Consider the following 18,151-nt stretch of genomic DNA (forward strand, 5'->3'; position numbering starts at 1 on the left):
CAAAGGCTCACGGTGTGAGCCTTTTTTGCGTTGGCCATCGCATAACCGACAATATCGGCCCGCCGTTTTTTTTGCTAAAATGACTGCCCATTCACGGTTAGTCAGTTCATTGATAATGAAGAAAAAACGGCCGGTACTCCAGGATGTGGCGGACAAGGTGGGCGTGACCAAGATGACGGTGAGCCGTTATCTGCGCAATCCCGACCAGGTTTCCGCCGCCCTGCAGCAAAAAATCGCCGTCGCGCTGGATGAGCTGGGTTACATTCCCAACCGCGCGCCGGACATTCTCTCCAACGCCACCAGCCGGGCGATTGGCGTGCTGTTGCCGTCGCTGACCAACCAGGTGTTCGCCGAAGTGCTGCGCGGCATCGAAAGCGTGACCGACGCGCACAACTACCAGACCATGCTGGCGCACTACGGTTACCTGCCGGAGCGTGAAGAAGAGCGCTTGACCTCACTGCTTTCTTACAATATCGACGGGCTGATCCTGTCCGAACGCCACCACACGCCGCGCACCCTGAAAATGATCGAGGTGGCGGGCATTCCGGTGGTGGAGCTGATGGACTGCGTCTCGCCGTGCATCGATCTGGCGGTGGGCTTCAACAACTTCGAGGCGGCGCGCCAGATGACCCAGCAGATCATCGCGCACGGCCACCGTCACGTGGTCTATTTCGGCGCCCGTCAGGATGAGCGTACCCTCATCAAGCAGCAGGGGTATGAGCAGGCGATGCGCGAATCCGGCCTGGAGCCGTACAGCATCATGACCGCGCGCTCCTCCTCCTATTCCGCCGGCGGCGAGCTGCTGCGCCAGGCGCAGCGCGACTACCCGCAGATCGACAGTATCTTCTGCACCAACGATGACCTGGCGATCGGCGCGGCCTTCGAGTGCCAGCGGCAGGGGTTGTCGATCCCGCAGGAGATGGCGATCGCCGGTTTCCACGGCCATGACATTGGCCAGGTGATGGTGCCGAAGCTGGCCAGCGTGTTGACGCCGCGCGAACGCATGGGGCAGATCGGCGCCGAGCGTCTACTGGCCCGGCTGCGCGGCGAAACGGTTTGCCCGCGCATGGTGGACGTCGGTTTCACCGTGATCCCCGGCGGCAGCATCTGAGCCATTTTAACGTTATGTTTTAACACTCTTTCTTTTTGAAGCGCGCCGTCGAGCGCGCTTTTTATCCCGTCTGTAAGCCCGCCACTCGTTGCCGGCATAAGTTTGATCTCTGTCCCAGAACGCGAATTTTGGCCGCTTACCCGGTTCCGGTGCTTATTCTGTTACCGGTATCATGATACCGGTAACAACGAGTGTGCGGTCATCTTGCTGCAAGACTGAACCTCTGACTCAACAACACCTACAGCTCTTCTGATCGACACCGGGAAAGAGCCTAAAAATAAAACAACCGCACGCTTTACGCCTATTGTAAAGAGAGTCGCGATAAAAGGTTGGAGAAAAATTATGCCATTAGTGATTGTTGCAGGCGGCGTAGCGCTGCTGCTGCTGCTGATGATCCGCTTCAAGCTGAACGGCTTTATCTCTCTGGTTCTGGTTGCTCTGGCGGTCGGGATCGCGCAGGGTATGCCGGTCGATAAGGTCATCGGTTCCATCAAGGCCGGTGTGGGCGGTACGCTGGGCAGCCTGGCGCTGATCATGGGCTTCGGCGCCATGCTCGGCAAGCTGCTGGCGGACTGCGGCGGCGCGCAGCGCATCGCCACCACGCTGATCGATAAATTCGGCAGAAAACACATTCAGTGGGCGGTGGTGCTGACCGGTTTCACCGTCGGCTTCGCGCTGTTCTATGAAGTCGGTTTTGTGCTGCTGCTGCCGCTGGTGTTCACCATCGCCGCCTCCGCACGCATTCCGCTGCTGTACGTCGGCGTGCCGATGGCCGCCGCGCTGTCGGTGACTCACGGCTTCCTGCCGCCGCACCCGGGCCCGACGGCCATCGCCACCATCTTCCACGCCGACATGGGTAAAACCCTGCTGTACGGCACGCTGCTGGCGATCCCGACGGTGATCCTGGCCGGCCCGGTCTACGCCCGTTTCCTGAAAGGCATCGACAAGCCGGTGCCGGAAGGCCTGTACAACCCGAAAACCTTTACCGAAGCGGAGATGCCGAGCTTTGGCGTCAGCGTCGCCACGTCGCTGGTGCCGGTGATCCTGATGGCACTGCGTGCGGTCGCTGAAATGGTGCTGCCGAAGGGCCACAGCCTGCTGCGCTTCGCCGAGTTCTTCGGCGACCCGGTCATGGCGACCCTGATCGCCGTGCTGATCGCCATCTTCACCTTCGGCCTGAACCGCGGCCGCACCATGGATGAAGTGATGGGCACCATCACCGACTCGATTAAAATCATCGCCATGATGCTGTTGATCATCGGCGGCGGCGGCGCCTTCAAACAGGTGCTGGTGGACAGCGGCGTCGAGCAGTACATCGCCGGCCTGATGGAAGGCAGCAACGTTTCGCCGATTCTGATGGCCTGGTCGATCGCCGCCGCGCTGCGTCTGGCGCTGGGTTCCGCCACCGTGGCGGCAATCACCGCCGGCGGCATCGTGGCGCCGCTGATCGCCACCACCGGCGTCAGCCCCGAGTTGATGGTGATCGCGGTCGGTTCCGGCAGCGTTATCTTCTCGCACGTTAACGATCCGGGCTTCTGGTTGTTCAAGGAGTACTTCAACCTGAGCATCATGGAAACCATCAAATCCTGGTCGGTGCTGGAAACCATCATCTCGGTGTGCGGCCTGGTGGGCTGTCTGCTGCTGGCGACGGTCGTATAATCTTTATCCGACGCCCTGCGGGGCGTCGGCGTTCCAGAATATCTTTATCAGTTGGGACGTATTTGGCGCGTTCGCGCCAGTTCCCATAAGGGCATGACACAATGAGCAATCCGCAGAATCACGTATTTATCCTGATGGGGGTGTCCGGCAGCGGTAAATCCGCCGTGGCCAGCGCCGTCGCCCGTGAAGCCGACGCCGCCATGCTGGACGGCGATTACCTGCATCCGCGCGCCAACATCAACAAGATGGCCGCCGGGCACGCGTTGGACGATAACGATCGCGCGCCGTGGCTGGCCGCGCTCAATGACGCCATCTTCGCCATGCAGCGCACCAACGCCGTGTCGCTGCTGGTGTGCTCGGCGCTGAAAAAAAGCTATCGCGATCGCCTGCGCGAAGGCAATCGCAACCTGCATTTCCTCTACCTGAAAGGGGATAAGGCGGTGATTGAGGAACGGCTGAAGCAGCGCAAGGGCCACTTCTTCAAACCGCAGATGCTGGTTTCACAGTTCGCCACGCTGGAAGAGCCGGGTGAGCAGGAGCCTGATGTGCAAGCGATCGACATCAATCAGCCGCTGGACGGCGTGGTCGCCGATACGCTCGCCTGCATCAACCGCATCACCGCCCGCTAAGCGCGGGCCGTCGTCGGCGCCGTCAGGCGCCTACAGCTTCATGTAAGCCCGCACGCCGTCCAGGAACATCTGGGTCGACAGCATCACCAGAATCAACCCCATCAACCGCTCCAGCGCGCTGACGCCTTTGTTGCCCAGCAGGCGCAGGAACAGGTTCGACATCAGCAAAATGGCCGCGGAGAGGCCCCAGGCGATCAACAGCGCCGCCACCAGGTGGGGCAGCTGGCGCGGATACTGGTGCGACAGCAGCATCAGCGCCGCCAGAATCGACGGCCCGGCCACCAGCGGGATCGCCAGCGGTACCAGGAACGGCTCCTCGCCGGCGGACAGCCCCGAGCTGTTCCCCTCCTGAGACGGGAAAATCATCTTGATGGCAATAAGAAACAGGATGATGCCGCCGGAAATGGAGACGGTTTCGGTGCGCAGGTTGAGGAACGCCAGAATTTTCTCGCCGGCGAACAGGAAGATCAGCATCAGCAGCAGGGCGATCAGCAGCTCGCGGATCAGCACCACCCGGCGGCGGCGCGGTTCCAGGTGTTTGAGCACCGACATGAAAATCGGCAGGTTGCCCAGCGGATCCATAATTAAAAACAGCAATACCGTAGCGGAAATCATCTCTGTCATGGTGACCTCGTGATCGGGAAAACGCCTCGGCCTTTCCGGCCGCGTCCTTGCCTATACCCTATGGATTTCAAATTGCAGCTAGGCGCCCAGCGATCGCATCCCCAGGAGCTTACTCAAGTAAGTGACTGGGGTATGACAAATCTGCCGGGAGCAGATTTGAACGCTGCTCGCAGCGGCCCCTTGGGGCGTGGCCCACGGATGGGCCACGTAACTACGTGCAGGTAACAACGCTGCAGTTTGAAAGACGACGGGTATATAAGAAGGATTGCTGAGAAATCCTCAGCCATCGAATAAATTCACTTTGCGCCCGCGCCGACATTTTGTAAGGTGAGGAGATATTGCACACAACTCGTTATCACCTACATAGCCCTTATCCGGGCGGGACACAGATATTATGAAAAACGTTGGTTTCATCGGTTGGCGCGGAATGGTCGGCTCGGTTCTCATGCAACGCATGACGGAAGAGCGCGATTTCGACGCCATTCGCCCGGTCTTTTTCTCCACCTCGCAGCACGGTTCCGCCGCGCCGGCCTTCGGCGGCCAGCAGGGCACGCTGCAGGATGCATATGACGTCGACGCATTGAGCGCGCTCGATATCATTATTACCTGTCAGGGCGGCGATTATACCAACGAAGTTTATCCTAAGCTGCGCGCCAGCGGTTGGCAGGGCTACTGGATTGACGCGGCCTCTTCGCTGCGCATGCAGGACGACGCCATCATTATCCTGGATCCGGTCAACCACGCGGTGATTCAGCAAGGCCTGGACAAAGGCATCAAAACCTTCGTCGGCGGCAACTGCACCGTCAGCCTGATGTTGATGTCGCTCGGCGGCCTATTCGCCAACGATCTGGTTGAGTGGGCGTCGGTCGCCACCTACCAGGCGGCCTCCGGCGGCGGCGCGCGCCACATGCGCGAACTGCTGACCCAAATGGGCATGCTGCACGCCGACGTGGCGAAAGAGCTGCAGGACCCGGCTTCCGCCATTCTGGATATCGAACGCAAGGTGACCGAGGCCACCCGCAGCGGCAAACTGCCGACCGACAACTTCGGCGTGCCGCTGGCCGGCAGCCTGATCCCGTGGATCGACAAGCAGCTCGACAACGGCCAAAGCCGCGAAGAGTGGAAGGGCCAGGCGGAAACCAACAAGATTCTGAACACCGGCAGCGTGATCCCGGTCGATGGCCTGTGCGTGCGCGTCGGCGCGCTGCGCTGCCACAGCCAGGCGTTCACCCTGAAACTGAAAAAAGACGTGTCGCTGCCGGAAATCGAGCAGATACTGGCGACGCACAACGACTGGGTGCGCGTGATCCCGAACGATCGCGAGCTGACCATGCGCGAACTGACGCCTGCTGCGGTCACCGGCACGCTGAATACGCCGGTTGGCCGTCTGCGCAAGCTGAATATGGGGCCGGAGTACCTGTCGGCGTTCACCGTGGGTGACCAGCTGCTGTGGGGCGCGGCCGAACCGCTGCGCCGCATGCTGCGCATCCTGCTGTAACCTGTACTTCCCGGGGGCTGGCTGTTTTCAGCCCCCTAACGCCTCATTTTCCGCTTTTTTGTTCGCCGCGCTCTGCGCCGGGCAACGTCACCGCAAGCCCCGCTTCAATGGGCTGTATCCCGCATATTCCCTCGTCGGCCGCCGCAGGCAGACGCCGTCGGGCTGGCAGTTTTCTTAATGAAGAATTTTCCTGAGCAATGCTGAGCAGTTTTTAACAGACATTGGCTATGCTTAACGCAATGGCGAACAATTTTTCACCATGACTGAAATATTTCAAAAAATAAGCATAAAGAGCGAAATTCAGGTCGGCAGAGTAAAGATTGGTCAATAACCGACCGCAATCACGCTTTAGAGTCCGAACGCATTGCATGATGATCAAAACGGCCAAGGATTAACCAACACGCCGTCGCTTAGATCATGCTGTTAATCTAAGGAAGAAGACTATGCCTGTACTTCTCGATCGTGACGTGATTGATCAGATCATCTCCGGCCATTACGCCGATCCCTTTGCTCTGCTTGGCATGCATGCGACCGATAACGGTCTGCAGGTGCGCGCTCTGCTGCCGGACGCCACTGAAGTCTGGCTGGTGGAGCAGCAGACCGGCCGGCGGCTGGCGCAACTGAGCTGCGACGATCCGCGCGGTTTCTTCAGCGCCGTGGTGCCGCGGCGCAAAAATCCATTCCGCTATCAGCTGCAGGTCAACTGGCGCGATCATCAACAGACCGTCGACGATCCCTACCGGTTCGGCCCGCTGCTGCAGGATATCGACAGCTGGCTGCTGGCCGAAGGCACGCACCTGCGTCCCTATGAACGGCTGGGCGCTCATCTCGCCACGTTGGATGGCGTCGACGGCGTCAGTTTTGCGGTGTGGGCGCCCAACGCCCAGCGCGTCTCGGTGGTAGGGGAATTCAACTTCTGGGACGGCCGCCGCCATCCGATGCGTCTGCGGCGTGAAAACGGCATCTGGGAACTGTTCCTGCCCGGCGTGCGGGCCGGCCAGCTGTACAAATATGAAATCGTCGATTGCTATGGCAATACCCAGCTGAAAGCCGACCCTTACGCTTTCGAGGCGCAGATGCGCCCGGACACCGCCTCGCTGGTGGCACCGCTGCCGGAGGTGGTGCCGACGACGGAGGCGCGCCGTCGCGCCAACGACTTTGACCAGCCGATCGCCATCTATGAGGTGCATCTCGGATCGTGGCGCCGCCACACCGACAATCACTTTTGGCTCAGCTACGGCGAACTGGCGGTGCAGCTTATCGACTATGTGAAGGACATGGGATTCACCCATATCGAGCTGCTGCCGGTCAACGAGCACCCGTTCGACGGTAGCTGGGGCTATCAGCCGCTGGGGCTGTATGCGCCGACCCGGCGCTTCGGTACGCCGGCCGACTTCAGGGCGTTCGTGGCGGCGGCGCATCAGGCGGGCATCAATGTGATCCTCGATTGGGTGCCGGGGCATTTCCCCAGCGATGCCTACGGTCTGGCGAACTTCGACGGCACCGCACTGTACGAATACGCCGATCCGCGCGAGGGCTTCCATCAGGACTGGAATACGCTGATCTACAACTACGGCCGCCACGAGGTGCGCAACTACCTGGCGGGCAACGCGCTGTATTGGCTGGAACGCTTCGGCATCGACGCGTTACGGGTCGATGCGGTGGCGTCGATGATTTACCGCGATTACAGCCGCGCCGATGGCGAGTGGGTGCCGAACTACTATGGCGGCAACGAAAACCTGGAGGCGATCTCCTTCCTGCGTTACACCAACCAAACCGTCGGCAAGGCGCAGCCGGGCGCGGTGACGCTGGCGGAGGAGTCCACCGATTATCCCGGCGTCACCCTGCCGCCGGACGCTAACGGCCTGGGGTTCCACTACAAATGGAATCTCGGCTGGATGCACGACACGCTTAATTACATGAAGTGCGATCCGGTACACCGCAAGTATCACCACAATCAAATGACCTTCGGCATGCTGTATGCCTATACCGAGAACTTCGTGCTGCCGATCTCGCACGATGAAGTGGTGCACGGCAAAAAGTCGATTCTCGATCGCATGCCGGGCGATGCCTGGCAGAAGTTCGCCAACCTGCGTGCCTATTACGGTTTTATGTGGGCGCATCCGGGCAAAAAGCTGCTGTTCATGGGATGCGAGTTTGCGCAGGGGCATGAGTGGAATTTCGATAGCAGCCTCGACTGGCATTTGCTGGAAGGGTTGGATAACTGGCATAACGGCGTACAGCGCTTGGTACGCGATCTGAACCATTGCTACCGGCAGCAGGCGCCGCTGTACGAGCGCGACTACCGCCCGGACGGCTTCGAATGGCTGGTGGTCGACGATCACGAGAACTCGGTGTTCGCCTTCGCACGCTACGATTCAAAGGGCAATGAGCTGATCGCCATCAGCAACTTTACCCCGGTGCCGCGTTACCGCTACCGCATCGGTATCTCGCGCGCCGGCGACTATCGCGAGATCCTCAATACCGATTCGCATCACTATCACGGCAGCAACGCCGGCAATCAGGGGCGGGTTTGTTCTGAAGCGGTCGGCAGCCACGGCCGCGACTTTTCCATCTGTGTGACGTTGCCGCCGCTGGCGACCCTCTACCTGCTGCGGGAGGCGTCATGACGGAGCTGACAACCGGCCTTGCCGCGCCGCTGGGCGCGCATTATGACGGCGAAGGTATCAACTTCACCCTGTATTCGGCGCACGCCGAGCGGGTGGAGTTGTGCCTGTTCGACGGCCAGCAGCGCGAAGTGCGTTTGCCGCTGCCGGCGCGCAGCGGCGACGTTTGGCACGGCTATCTGCCGGGTGGCAAGCCGGGGCAGCGTTACGGCTACCGGGTCTACGGCCCGTTCGAACCGGCGAGCGGGCTGCGTTTCAACCCCAACAAGCTGTCGCTCGATCCCGCCGCCCGCGCGGTGGATGGGCCAGTGGCGGATCACCCGCACCTGCACGGCGGTTACGATCAGCCGGATCCGCACGACAGTGCGGAACTGATGCCGAAATGCGTGGTGGTGGACGAACATTACGACTGGCAGGACGATTGCCCGCCTGACACGCCTTGGGGACAAACGGTCATCTACGAAGCGCACGTGCGCGGCCTGACGCTGCTGCACCCGGCGATCCCGCCGGCGCTGCGCGGCAGCTTCGCCGCGCTGGGGCACCCGGTGATGATCGCCTACTTCAAACGCCTTGGCATCACCGCGCTGGAACTGCTGCCCGTGCAGCAACATACCTCAGAACCGCGTCTGCAGCGGCTGGGGCTGATCAACTACTGGGGCTATAACGTGCTGGCGCCCTATGCGCCGGACAACCGCTACGCCAGTCTGCGCACCGAGGGCACGCCGCTGAACGAATTCCGCGACGCGGTCAAGGCGCTGCACAAAGCCGGCATCGAGGTGATCATCGACGTGGTGTTCAACCACAGTGCCGAGCTGGATATGGACGGGCCGATGCTGTCGCTGAGCGGCATTGATAACCCGAGCTACTACTGGCTGACGCCGGAAGGGGATTACGTCAACGACACCGGCTGCGGCAACACCCTGCGGTTGGATCAGCCGCAGGGCGTGGCCTGGGTGATGGACTGCCTGCATTTTTGGGTACGGGAGTGCCATGTCGACGGGTTTCGCTTCGATCTGGGCAGCGTGCTCGGCCGCACGCCGGGCTTCGATCGCGATGCGCCGCTGTTTCAGGCGATGCTGGCGGACGATCTGCTGTCGCGCTGCAAGCTGATCGCCGAGCCCTGGGACATCGGCCCCGGTGGCTATCAGGTGGGGGCGTTTCCCGGGCGCTTCGCCGAATGGAACGACCATTACCGCGACGACATGCGCCGTTTCTGGCTGCAGAGCGGCGTGTCGCTCGGCCAGTTCGCCCGGCGCTTCGCCGCCTCCAGCGATCTGTATAACCAGCACGGGCGGGCGCCCTACGCCACCGTCAACATGCTGACCGCCCATGACGGCTTTACCCTGCAAGACGTGGTCAGCTTCAACGAGAAACACAACCAGTTGAACGGCGAAGGCAACCGTGACGGCAGCGATCGCAATTTCAGCAACAACCACGGCGTTGAAGGCCTGGTCGCCGACGACGCCATTGTGCAACGCCGCAGGGCCAGCCAGCGGGCGATGCTCGCCACGCTGCTGCTGTCCCAGGGAACGCCGATGCTGCTGGCCGGCGATGAGCAGGGACACAGCCAGCAGGGGAACAACAACGCCTATTGTCAGGACAACGCCACCACTTGGCTCGACTGGTCCACGGCGGATGACGCGCTGACCGATTACGTCGCGGCGCTGATCGCGCTGCGGCGACAGATCCCCGCTTTGCTGCAGGACAGCTGGTGGCAGCAGGACGACGGCAGCGTGCAGTGGCTGAACGCGCAAGGGCAACCGCTCGACGCGCAGCAGTGGGAGCAGGGAGAGCTGTACATGCAGATCCTGTTGTCGCAGCGCTGGCTGCTGCTGGTCAACGCCACGTCGCAAACGGTGGAAATGAAGTTGCCGGCAGGCGATTGGCACGTTGTCGCCCCCTTCATTCAGGAAGACTCACGGGCGGTACTGCCCGCCTGGCACCAGGCCGCGCGCTCGCTTTGCGTACTGGTACGGAAATAATAAAAGGAGTCAGCTATGGTTAGGTTTGAAAATAAAGACCCCCTGATGTTGGCGCGCCAGCTGCCGATTAAATCCGTAGCGCTGATCCTGGCCGGCGGCCGCGGCTCACGCCTGAAAGATTTGACCTCCACCCGCGCCAAGCCCGCCGTCCACTTTGGCGGCAAGTTCCGCATCATCGATTTCGCCCTGTCGAACTGCCTGAACTCCGGCATCCGTCGTATCGGTGTGATCACCCAGTACCAGTCGCACACGCTGGTGCAGCACATTCAGCGCGGCTGGTCGTTCCTCAACGAAGAGATGAACGAATTCGTCGACCTGCTGCCGGCCCAACAGCGCCTCAGCACTGAACATTGGTACAAGGGCACCGCCGACGCGGTGTACCAGAATCTGGATATCATCCGCCGCTACGAGGCCGAATACGTGGTGATCCTGGCGGGCGATCACATCTACAAGATGGATTACTCGCGCATGCTGATCGACCACGTCGAGAAGGGCGCACAGTGCACCGTGGCCTGTCTGCCGGTGCCGCGCAGCGAGGCCAGCGAGTTCGGCGTAATGAAGGTGGATGAGAGCGACCGCATCATCGAGTTTCTGGAAAAACCCGCCAATCCGCCGGCGATGCCGGGCAACCCGGATATGTCGTTGGCCAGCATGGGCATCTATATCTTCAATGCCGCCTACCTGTTCCAACTGCTGGAAGAAGATATGTCGACCCCCGGCTCCAGCCACGACTTCGGCAAGGATCTGATCCCGAAAATCACCGCGCAGCAGGCGGCGTGGGCGCATCCGTTTACCTTGTCTTGCGTGACCTCCAACCCCGATCTGCCGCCTTACTGGCGCGACGTGGGCACGCTGGACGCTTACTGGCGCGCCAACCTCGATCTGGCATCGGTGACGCCGGAGTTGGATATGTACGACCGCGCCTGGCCGATCCGTACCCACATGGAACCGCTGCCGCCGGCCAAGTTCGTGCAGGATCGCTCCGGCAGCCACGGCATGACCATGAACTCGCTGGTCTCCGGCGGCTGCATCGTGTCCGGTTCGGTGGTGGTGCATTCGGTGCTGTTCCCGCGCGTGCGAGTGAACTCGTTCTGCACCATCGACTCTACCGTACTGTTGCCGGACGTGAACGTCGGCCGTTCCTGCCGCCTGCGGCGCTGCATTATCGACCGCGCCTGCCATATTCCTGAAGGCATGGTGATCGGGGAAAACGCCGATGAAGACAGCAAGCGTTTTTATCGCTCGGAAGGCGGCATCGTGCTGGTGACGCGCGAAATGTTGTCAAAATTGTGAGTTAACGTGGGCGGCGGAACGATAGCCTGCCGCCCGATGAACGGTTCGATGGCTTGCGCAACGCGGTACGCATAACAGCGGCAAGCCTGCTTTATTTCTTATCCAGAGGCCGTTGGCCGACTTTCAGGAGTGATAATGCAGGTCTTACACGTATGTTCTGAAATGTTCCCCCTGCTGAAGACGGGCGGACTCGCAGACGTGGTAGGTGCGCTGCCGGCGGCGCAAATCGCCGAAGGCGCCGATGTTCGGGTGTTATTGCCCGCTTTCCCTGACGTACGTAATGGCATACCGGACACCGTGCTGGTGGCGGAGATCGATTCGTTTGCCGGCCGGGTGGCCCTGCGTTATGGCAACTATCACGGCGTAGGCATTTACCTGGTTGATGCCCCCTGGCTGTATGACCGGCCGGGCAGCCCGTACCACGATCAATCCATGTACGCGTACCCCGACAACCACCGCCGCTTTGCGCTGCTGGGCTGGATGGCCTGCGAGCTGGCCAAGGGGCTGGATCGCTACTGGCGGCCGCACTTGGTGCACGCCCACGATTGGCACGCCGGCCTGACCTGTGCCTATCTGGCGGCTAATGGCCACCCGGCGCGCTCGGTGTTCACCGTGCACAACCTGGCCTATCAGGGGCTGTTCTCCGCTCACCACGTGACTGAACTGTGGCTGCCGGCGTCGTTCTACGATCTCTACGGCCTGGAGTTCTACGGTCAGATGTCATTCCTCAAGGCCGGGCTGTTTTATGCCGACCACGTGACCGCCGTCAGTCCGACCTACGCGCGCGAGATCACCCGGCCGGAGTTCGGTTACGGCATGGAAGGGCTGCTGCAGGAGCGGCAGCGGCAGGGGCGGCTGAGCGGCATTCTCAATGGGGTGGACGACAAGATTTGGGATCCGGCCCACGACCCGCGGCTGACCGCCCGTTATGACGCCGACGATCTGAAAAGCAAGGTCAAAAACAAGCTGCATCTGCAAAAGACCATGGGGCTGAAGGTGGACGAATCACTGCCGGTGTTTGCGGTGGTGAGCCGGCTGACCAACCAAAAAGGCCTGGATCTGGTGCTGCAGGCGTTGCCTGATCTGCTGGCGCAGGGCGGGCAACTGGCGCTGTTGGGCGCCGGCGACGCGGTGTTGCAGCAGGCGTTTCTGGCCGCCGCCGCCGACTACCCCGAGCAGGTTGGCGTGCAGATCGGCTATCACGAATCCTTCTCCCACCGCATCATCGGCGGCGCCGACGTGATCCTGGTGCCGAGCCGCTTCGAACCCTGCGGCCTGACGCAGCTCTACGGCCTGAAGTACGGCACGCTGCCGCTGGTGCGGCGCACCGGCGGGCTGGCTGACACGGTGGTGGACTGCGCGCTGGAGAATCTGGCCGACGGCACCGCCAGCGGCTTCGTGTTCGATGATTGCGACGCCGTTGCGCTGGGCAATGCCATTCGCCGCGCGATGGTGCTGTGGAGCCGGCAGAAACACTGGCGCCACGTTCAGCGCCACGCCATGAGCGTGGACTTCGGTTGGCCGGTGGCGGCGAAAGAGTATTTATCGCTTTATCAACGTTTGTAGTTCGCATTTCGCGCTTCGGGTTGGCGCGCGGCGGACAGCCGTATGGGTAGATTGTCAGGGCGCGGCGTGACGCGTCCATGTTCAGCGGGGCCAGCTATTCCACGGCGAATGGCTGGGCTCCCTACAAGGGATCAAAAGCCATGACTTCACCGTTTAGTTACACCTCACCCACGGTCAGTGTGGAAGCGCTGAAACACTCCATCGCCTATAAACTGATGTTTATCGTCGGCAAGGATCCGGCCATCGCCAATCGGCACGACTGGCTGAACGCCGTGCTGTTTGCGGTGCGCGATCGCATGGTGGAGCGCTGGCTGCGCTCCAACCGCGCCCAGCTGTCGCAGGATGTGCGGCAGGTGTATTACCTGTCGATGGAGTTCCTGATCGGCCGCACCCTGTCGAACGCGCTGCTGTCGATGGGCATCTATCAGGATATCGACAACGCGCTGAACGAGATGGGGCTTAGCCTGGCGGAACTGCTGGAAGAAGAGAACGACCCCGGGCTCGGCAACGGCGGGCTGGGGCGCTTGGCGGCCTGTTTCCTCGATTCGTTGGCAACGCTGGCGCTGCCGGGACGCGGCTACGGCATTCGCTATGAGTACGGCATGTTCAAGCAGAACATCGTCAACGGCCAACAGATGGAGTCGCCGGACTACTGGCTGGAGTACGGCAATCCGTGGGAGTTTCCGCGCCACAACACCCGCTACAAAGTGCGCTTTGGCGGCCGGGTGCAACAGGAAGGCGCCAAGGCGCGCTGGCTGGAGACCGAAGAGATCGTGGCCACCGCCTACGATCAGGTGATCCCCGGTTTCGACACCGACGCCACCACCACCCTGCGGCTATGGGGCGCGCAGGCCAGTAACGAGATCAACCTCGGCAAGTTCAATCAGGGCGATTACTTCGCGGCGGTGGAAGATAAAAACCATTCGGAGAACGTGTCTCGCGTGCTCTATCCGGACGACTCGACCTCATCCGGGCGCGAGCTGCGGCTGCGGCAGGAGTATTTCCTGGTGTCGGCCACGGTGCAGGATATCCTCAACCGCCATTGGCTGATGCACAAAACCTTCGACAACCTGGCGGACAAGATCGCCATTCACCTTAACGACACCCATCCGGTGCTGTCTATTCCGGAATTGATGCATCGGCTGATTGACGAACACAAGTTCAAGTGGCTCGACGCCTGGGAAGTGGTGGAGCAGGTGTTCTCCTACACCAACCACACGCTGATGAGCGAGGCGCTGGAAACCTGGCCGGTGGACATGATCGGCCGCATCTTGCCGCGCCATCTGCAGCTGATTTTCGAAATCAACGATCACTTCCTCAAGATGGTGCAGGAGGTGGCGCCGGGCGACAACGATCTGCCGGCGCGGGTCTCGATCATCGACGAAACCAACGGCCGCCGGGTGCGCATGGCGTGGCTGGCGGTCGTGGCCAGCCACAAGGTCAACGGCGTTTCTGCCTTGCATTCCGAGCTGATGGTGCAATCGCTGTTCGCCGACTTCGCTCAGCTGTTCCCTAACCGTTTCTGCAACAAAACCAACGGGGTGACGCCGCGCCGCTGGTTGGCGCTGGCCAACCCGCCGCTGGCGGCGGTGCTGGACGACTGCATCGGCCATACCTGGCGTACCGATCTCAGCCAGCTGAGCGAGCTCAAAGCCAACGTCGACTACCCGAGCTTCCTGCAGGCGGTGCAGCGTGCCAAACGGCAAAACAAGGAGCGGCTGGCGCTGTATATCGCCAAGAAGCTCAACGTGGTGGTCAACCCGGATGCGCTGTTCGACGTGCAGATCAAGCGCATCCACGAGTACAAACGGCAGTTGCTCAATGTGTTGCATGTCATCACGCTGTATAACCGTTTGCTGGATGATCCGGAAACCGAGCGCGTGCCGCGGGTGGTGATTTTTGCCGGCAAGGCGGCGTCGGCCTACTATGCCGCCAAACAGATCATCCGTTTGATCAACGACGTGGCGACGGTGATCAACAACGATCCGCGTGTACATACCCAGCTGAAGGTGGTGTTTATTCCGAACTACGGCGTCAGCCTGGCGCAGATCATTATTCCGGCGGCGGATCTTTCCGAACAGATTTCGCTGGCGGGCACCGAAGCTTCGGGTACCAGCAACATGAAGTTCGCGCTGAACGGCGCGCTGACCATCGGCACCCTGGACGGCGCCAACGTCGAGATGCGCGAACACGTGGGGGAGGAGAACATCTTTATCTTCGGCAATACCGCCGAACAGGTGGAAGAACTGCGCCGCAACGGCTACAACCCGCACCAGTATTACGAGCAGGATCCTGAACTGCATCAGGCGCTGACGCAGATCGCGACCGGCGTCTTCAGCCCGGGTGAACCGAAGCGTTACAGCAATCTGTTCGACTCGCTGGTGAACCTGGGTGACCATTACCAGCTGCTGGCGGACTACCGTAGCTATGTGGACACGCAGGACAAAGTGGACGAGGTGTATCTCAATCGGGACGAATGGACGCGGCGCGCGGTGCTGAATATCGCCAATATGGGCTACTTCTCGTCCGACCGCACCATCCAGGAGTATGCGGATGAGATCTGGCACATCCAGCCGGTGAAGCTGTAAAACGTGGGAAGGTGAAAAAAGAAAAGGGCCGGATAACCGGCCCTTTCGTTACGCTGCGGCTCAGGAAGCCAGAGACAGCGCTTTCGTTTTCGCGTGTTCCGCCAGCCAGGCTTGCACTCGCGCCTGCTGCGCGTCGTCCAGCCACATGCCCAGCTTGGTGCGGCGCCAGATGGCGTCATCCAGCTCCACCACCCACTCTTTCTCGGTCAGGTAGCGCAGTTCGGCTTCATACAGACCGTGGCCGAAGTCTTCGCCCAGATCGCCGAGGCCGTTGGCGCCGGCCAGGATCAGCTCACTCTGGCTGCCGTAGGTGCGGGCATAGCGGCGCGCCAGCGCTTCCGGCAGCCAGCCGTGCGCGTGGCGCAGTTTGGCCGCATAGCTGTCGCGGTCGCCGTCGATGTCACCGCCCGGCAGCGTGGCGTTTTTGGTCCACGCCGGGCCGCAGCCAGGGTAGTAGTTCGCCAGTTTTTCCATCGCGTGCTCGGCCAGCTTGCGGTAGGTGGTCAGCTTGCCGCCGAATACCGACAGCAGCGGCGCCTTGCCCTGCTCGTCGTGCACGTCCAGCGTGTAATCGCGGGTGATTGCCTGCGGTGAATCGGACTCGTCGTCGCACAGCGGACGCACGCCGGAGTAAGTCCAGACGATGTCGTCACGGCCCAGCTGCTTCTTGAAGTGGTCGTTGTACACTTTCAGCAGATAAGCGATTTCGTTCTCGTCGATCTTCACATCCTTCGGATCGCCTTTGTACTCCACGTCGGTGGTGCCGATGATGGAGAACTCGTCATTCCACGGGATCACGAACACGATGCGGTGGTCTTCGTTTTGCAGAATGTAAGACTGCGGCTGATCGTGCACGCGCGGCACCACGATGTGGCTGCCCTTGATCAGACGGATGCCGTAAGGTGATTTCAGTTTCAGGCCGTCGTCGAAGAAGTTTTTCACCCACGGGCCGGTGGCGTTAACCAGGCCTTTGGCGCGCCAGGTGAAGGTTTTGCCGCTGTCGATATCGACCGCTTCCACCATCCACAGGCCGTTTTCACGCCAGGCGCGGGTCACTTTGGTGCGGGTACGCACTTCGCCGCCGCGTTTTTCCACTTCCTGCGCGTTCAGTACCACCAGGCGAGCATCATCGACCCAGCAGTCGGAATATTCGAAACCGCGCTTCAGCTCAGGCTTCAGGACCGATTCTGGTCCAAAGCGCAAGCCCTTGCTGCCCGGCAGGCTGGTGCGTTTGCCCAGGTGATCGTACAGGAACAGGCCGATGCGGATCATCCAGGCCGGACGCAGGTGTGGCTGGTGCGGCAGGCGGAAACGCATCGGGAAAGCGATGTGCGGCGCCAGCTTCAGCAGCACTTCACGCTCGGCCAGCGCTTCGCTCACCAGACGGAATTCGTAGTGTTCCAGGTAGCGCAGGCCACCGTGGATCAGTTTGGAACTGGCGGAAGACGTAGCACAGGCCAAGTCTTGCGCTTCCAGTAGCAGTACCGACAGCCCGCGCCCGGCAGCATCCGCCGCGATGCCGGCACCGTTGATGCCGCCACCGATAACGATCAAGTCTTTGGTTTCCACGTCATCTTCCTCCAGATGTTCGAAATAGCTCTTTCATGTTCGTTTTCGCTCATGATTGTAATCAAAAACCAACAAGCAAGCCAAGACTTAACCAAACAAAAACATTTAGGCGTGATAGAGCTAACAGTTTGGTGATGATAGTCACACAAATGATATGGATATGGTGCGCGCGCGCAAACGGCGGTCGGTGAGGGGAGTTTTGGGAGCGAAACGGGGCGGCGGCGCGCCCCGCAGGTTAGGCCAAGGTCAGCACAGCTCCAGCTGTACGTCGTACTGTTCAATGATTTTCATCACGCTTGGCGGTGGCAACTGGTCGGTAAACAGGTAGTCGATCAGGTTCATGTTGCCCAGGTTGACCATGGCGTTGCGGCCGAATTTGGAGTGGTCGGTCACCAGCATCACGCAGCGGGAATTTTCGATAATCGCGCGTTTGGTGCGCACTTCATGATAGTCGAATTCGAGCAGCGAACCGTCCATATCGATACCGCTGATGCCGAGAATGCCGTAATCGAGGCGGAATTGGGAGATGAAGTCCAGGGTGGCTTCACCCATGATGCCGCCGTCGCGAGTACGCACTTCGCCGCCGGCCAGGATCAGGCGGAAGTCTTCTTTGGCGGTCAGCAGGGTGGCGACGTTCAGGTTGTTGGTAACCACGCGCAGGTTCTTGTGGTTCATCAGCGCATGGGCCACCGCTTCCGGCGTGGTGCCGATATCGATGAACAGCGTGGCGCCGTCCGGGATCTGGCTGGCGACGCGCTGCGCGATGCGGGCTTTCTCTTCCGACCACATCACCTTGCGATCGTTATAGGCAGCGTTGACCGAGCTGGAGGGCAGCGCCGCACCACCGTGGTGGCGCTGGATTTTGTTCTGGTCGGCGAGGTCATTCAAATCACGGCGAATCGTTTGCGGGCTGACGTCAAAATGTTCGACCAGCTCTTCCGTGCTGACGTAACCCTGCAGGCGCACCAGCTCGATAATTGCGTCATGACGCTGTGTTTGCTTCAC

12 protein-coding genes are annotated in these 18,151 nt (G+C 60.9%); 9 read left to right on the forward strand and 3 right to left on the reverse strand.

From position 1 onward, the window contains the following. Nucleotides 1-115: 115 nt before the first annotated feature. From gntR to gntK, 3 genes are all read left to right on the forward strand, one after another. On the forward strand, nt 116-1,111 hold the full coding sequence (gntR, locus tag BHU62_RS12770) for a gluconate operon transcriptional repressor GntR (RefSeq protein WP_073532351.1): 996 nt from the start codon (nt 116-118) through the stop codon (nt 1,109-1,111). Nucleotides 1,112-1,453: 342 nt separating this feature from the next. Next, nucleotides 1,454-2,770, forward strand: a complete 1,317-nt coding sequence (gene gntT, locus BHU62_RS12775; RefSeq protein ID WP_033636339.1) for a gluconate transporter — start codon at nt 1,454-1,456, stop codon at nt 2,768-2,770. A 101-nt stretch (nt 2,771-2,871) separates the two neighbouring features. Next, entirely contained in the window at nt 2,872-3,399 is a 528-nt protein-coding gene (gntK, locus tag BHU62_RS12780) for a gluconokinase (RefSeq protein ID WP_073532352.1), read from the forward strand. Nucleotides 3,400-3,429: 30 nt separating this feature from the next. Here gntK and BHU62_RS12785 read toward each other — a convergent pair whose 3' ends face one another. Then, nucleotides 3,430-4,023: a YhgN family NAAT transporter gene (locus BHU62_RS12785; RefSeq protein ID WP_073532353.1), complete on the reverse strand. Its 594-nt coding sequence runs from the start codon at nt 4,021-4,023 to the stop codon at nt 3,430-3,432. A gap of 394 nt (nt 4,024-4,417) precedes the next feature. On the opposite strand from BHU62_RS12785, the gene asd reads away from it, so the two are divergent. The 6 genes from asd (at nt 4,418) to glgP (ending at nt 15,577) form a co-directional block, all read left to right on the forward strand. Continuing rightward, nucleotides 4,418-5,521: an aspartate-semialdehyde dehydrogenase gene (gene asd, locus BHU62_RS12790; protein WP_073532354.1), complete on the forward strand. Its 1,104-nt coding sequence runs from the start codon at nt 4,418-4,420 to the stop codon at nt 5,519-5,521. Between the two features lie 443 nt (nt 5,522-5,964). Then, a complete protein-coding gene (glgB, locus tag BHU62_RS12795; protein WP_073532355.1) occupies nt 5,965-8,151 on the forward strand; it encodes a 1,4-alpha-glucan branching protein GlgB in 2,187 nt (728 codons plus the stop codon). After that, entirely contained in the window at nt 8,148-10,130 is a 1,983-nt protein-coding gene (gene glgX / locus BHU62_RS12800) for a glycogen debranching protein GlgX (protein ID WP_073532356.1), read from the forward strand. The genes glgB and glgX overlap by 4 nt, the downstream gene beginning before the upstream one ends. Nucleotides 10,131-10,145: 15 nt before the next feature. Next, entirely contained in the window at nt 10,146-11,423 is a 1,278-nt protein-coding gene (gene glgC, locus BHU62_RS12805) for a glucose-1-phosphate adenylyltransferase (RefSeq protein WP_073532357.1), read from the forward strand. Nucleotides 11,424-11,558: 135 nt separating this feature from the next. After that, the gene (gene glgA / locus BHU62_RS12810) at nt 11,559-12,989 is read left to right on the forward strand and encodes a glycogen synthase GlgA (protein WP_073532358.1); all 1,431 of its coding nucleotides are present in this window, start codon (nt 11,559-11,561) and stop codon (nt 12,987-12,989) included. A gap of 140 nt (nt 12,990-13,129) precedes the next feature. Then, nucleotides 13,130-15,577: a glycogen phosphorylase gene (gene glgP, locus BHU62_RS12815; protein ID WP_073532359.1), complete on the forward strand. Its 2,448-nt coding sequence runs from the start codon at nt 13,130-13,132 to the stop codon at nt 15,575-15,577. Between the two features lie 60 nt (nt 15,578-15,637). On the opposite strand, the gene glpD is transcribed toward glgP, so the two are convergent. Further along, nucleotides 15,638-17,146 carry a glycerol-3-phosphate dehydrogenase gene (glpD, locus tag BHU62_RS12820; protein ID WP_073532360.1) on the reverse strand — a complete coding sequence of 503 codons (1,509 nt, stop codon included), beginning with the start codon at nt 17,144-17,146 and terminating at the stop codon, nt 15,638-15,640. 246 nt (nt 17,147-17,392) lie between these two features. Then, on the reverse strand, nt 17,393-18,151 hold the full coding sequence (locus BHU62_RS12825; protein WP_004930797.1) for a DeoR/GlpR family transcriptional regulator: 759 nt from the start codon (nt 18,149-18,151) through the stop codon (nt 17,393-17,395).

The organism is Serratia marcescens (genome assembly GCF_001902635.1).
GTDB lineage: Bacteria > Pseudomonadota > Gammaproteobacteria > Enterobacterales > Enterobacteriaceae > Serratia > Serratia marcescens_F.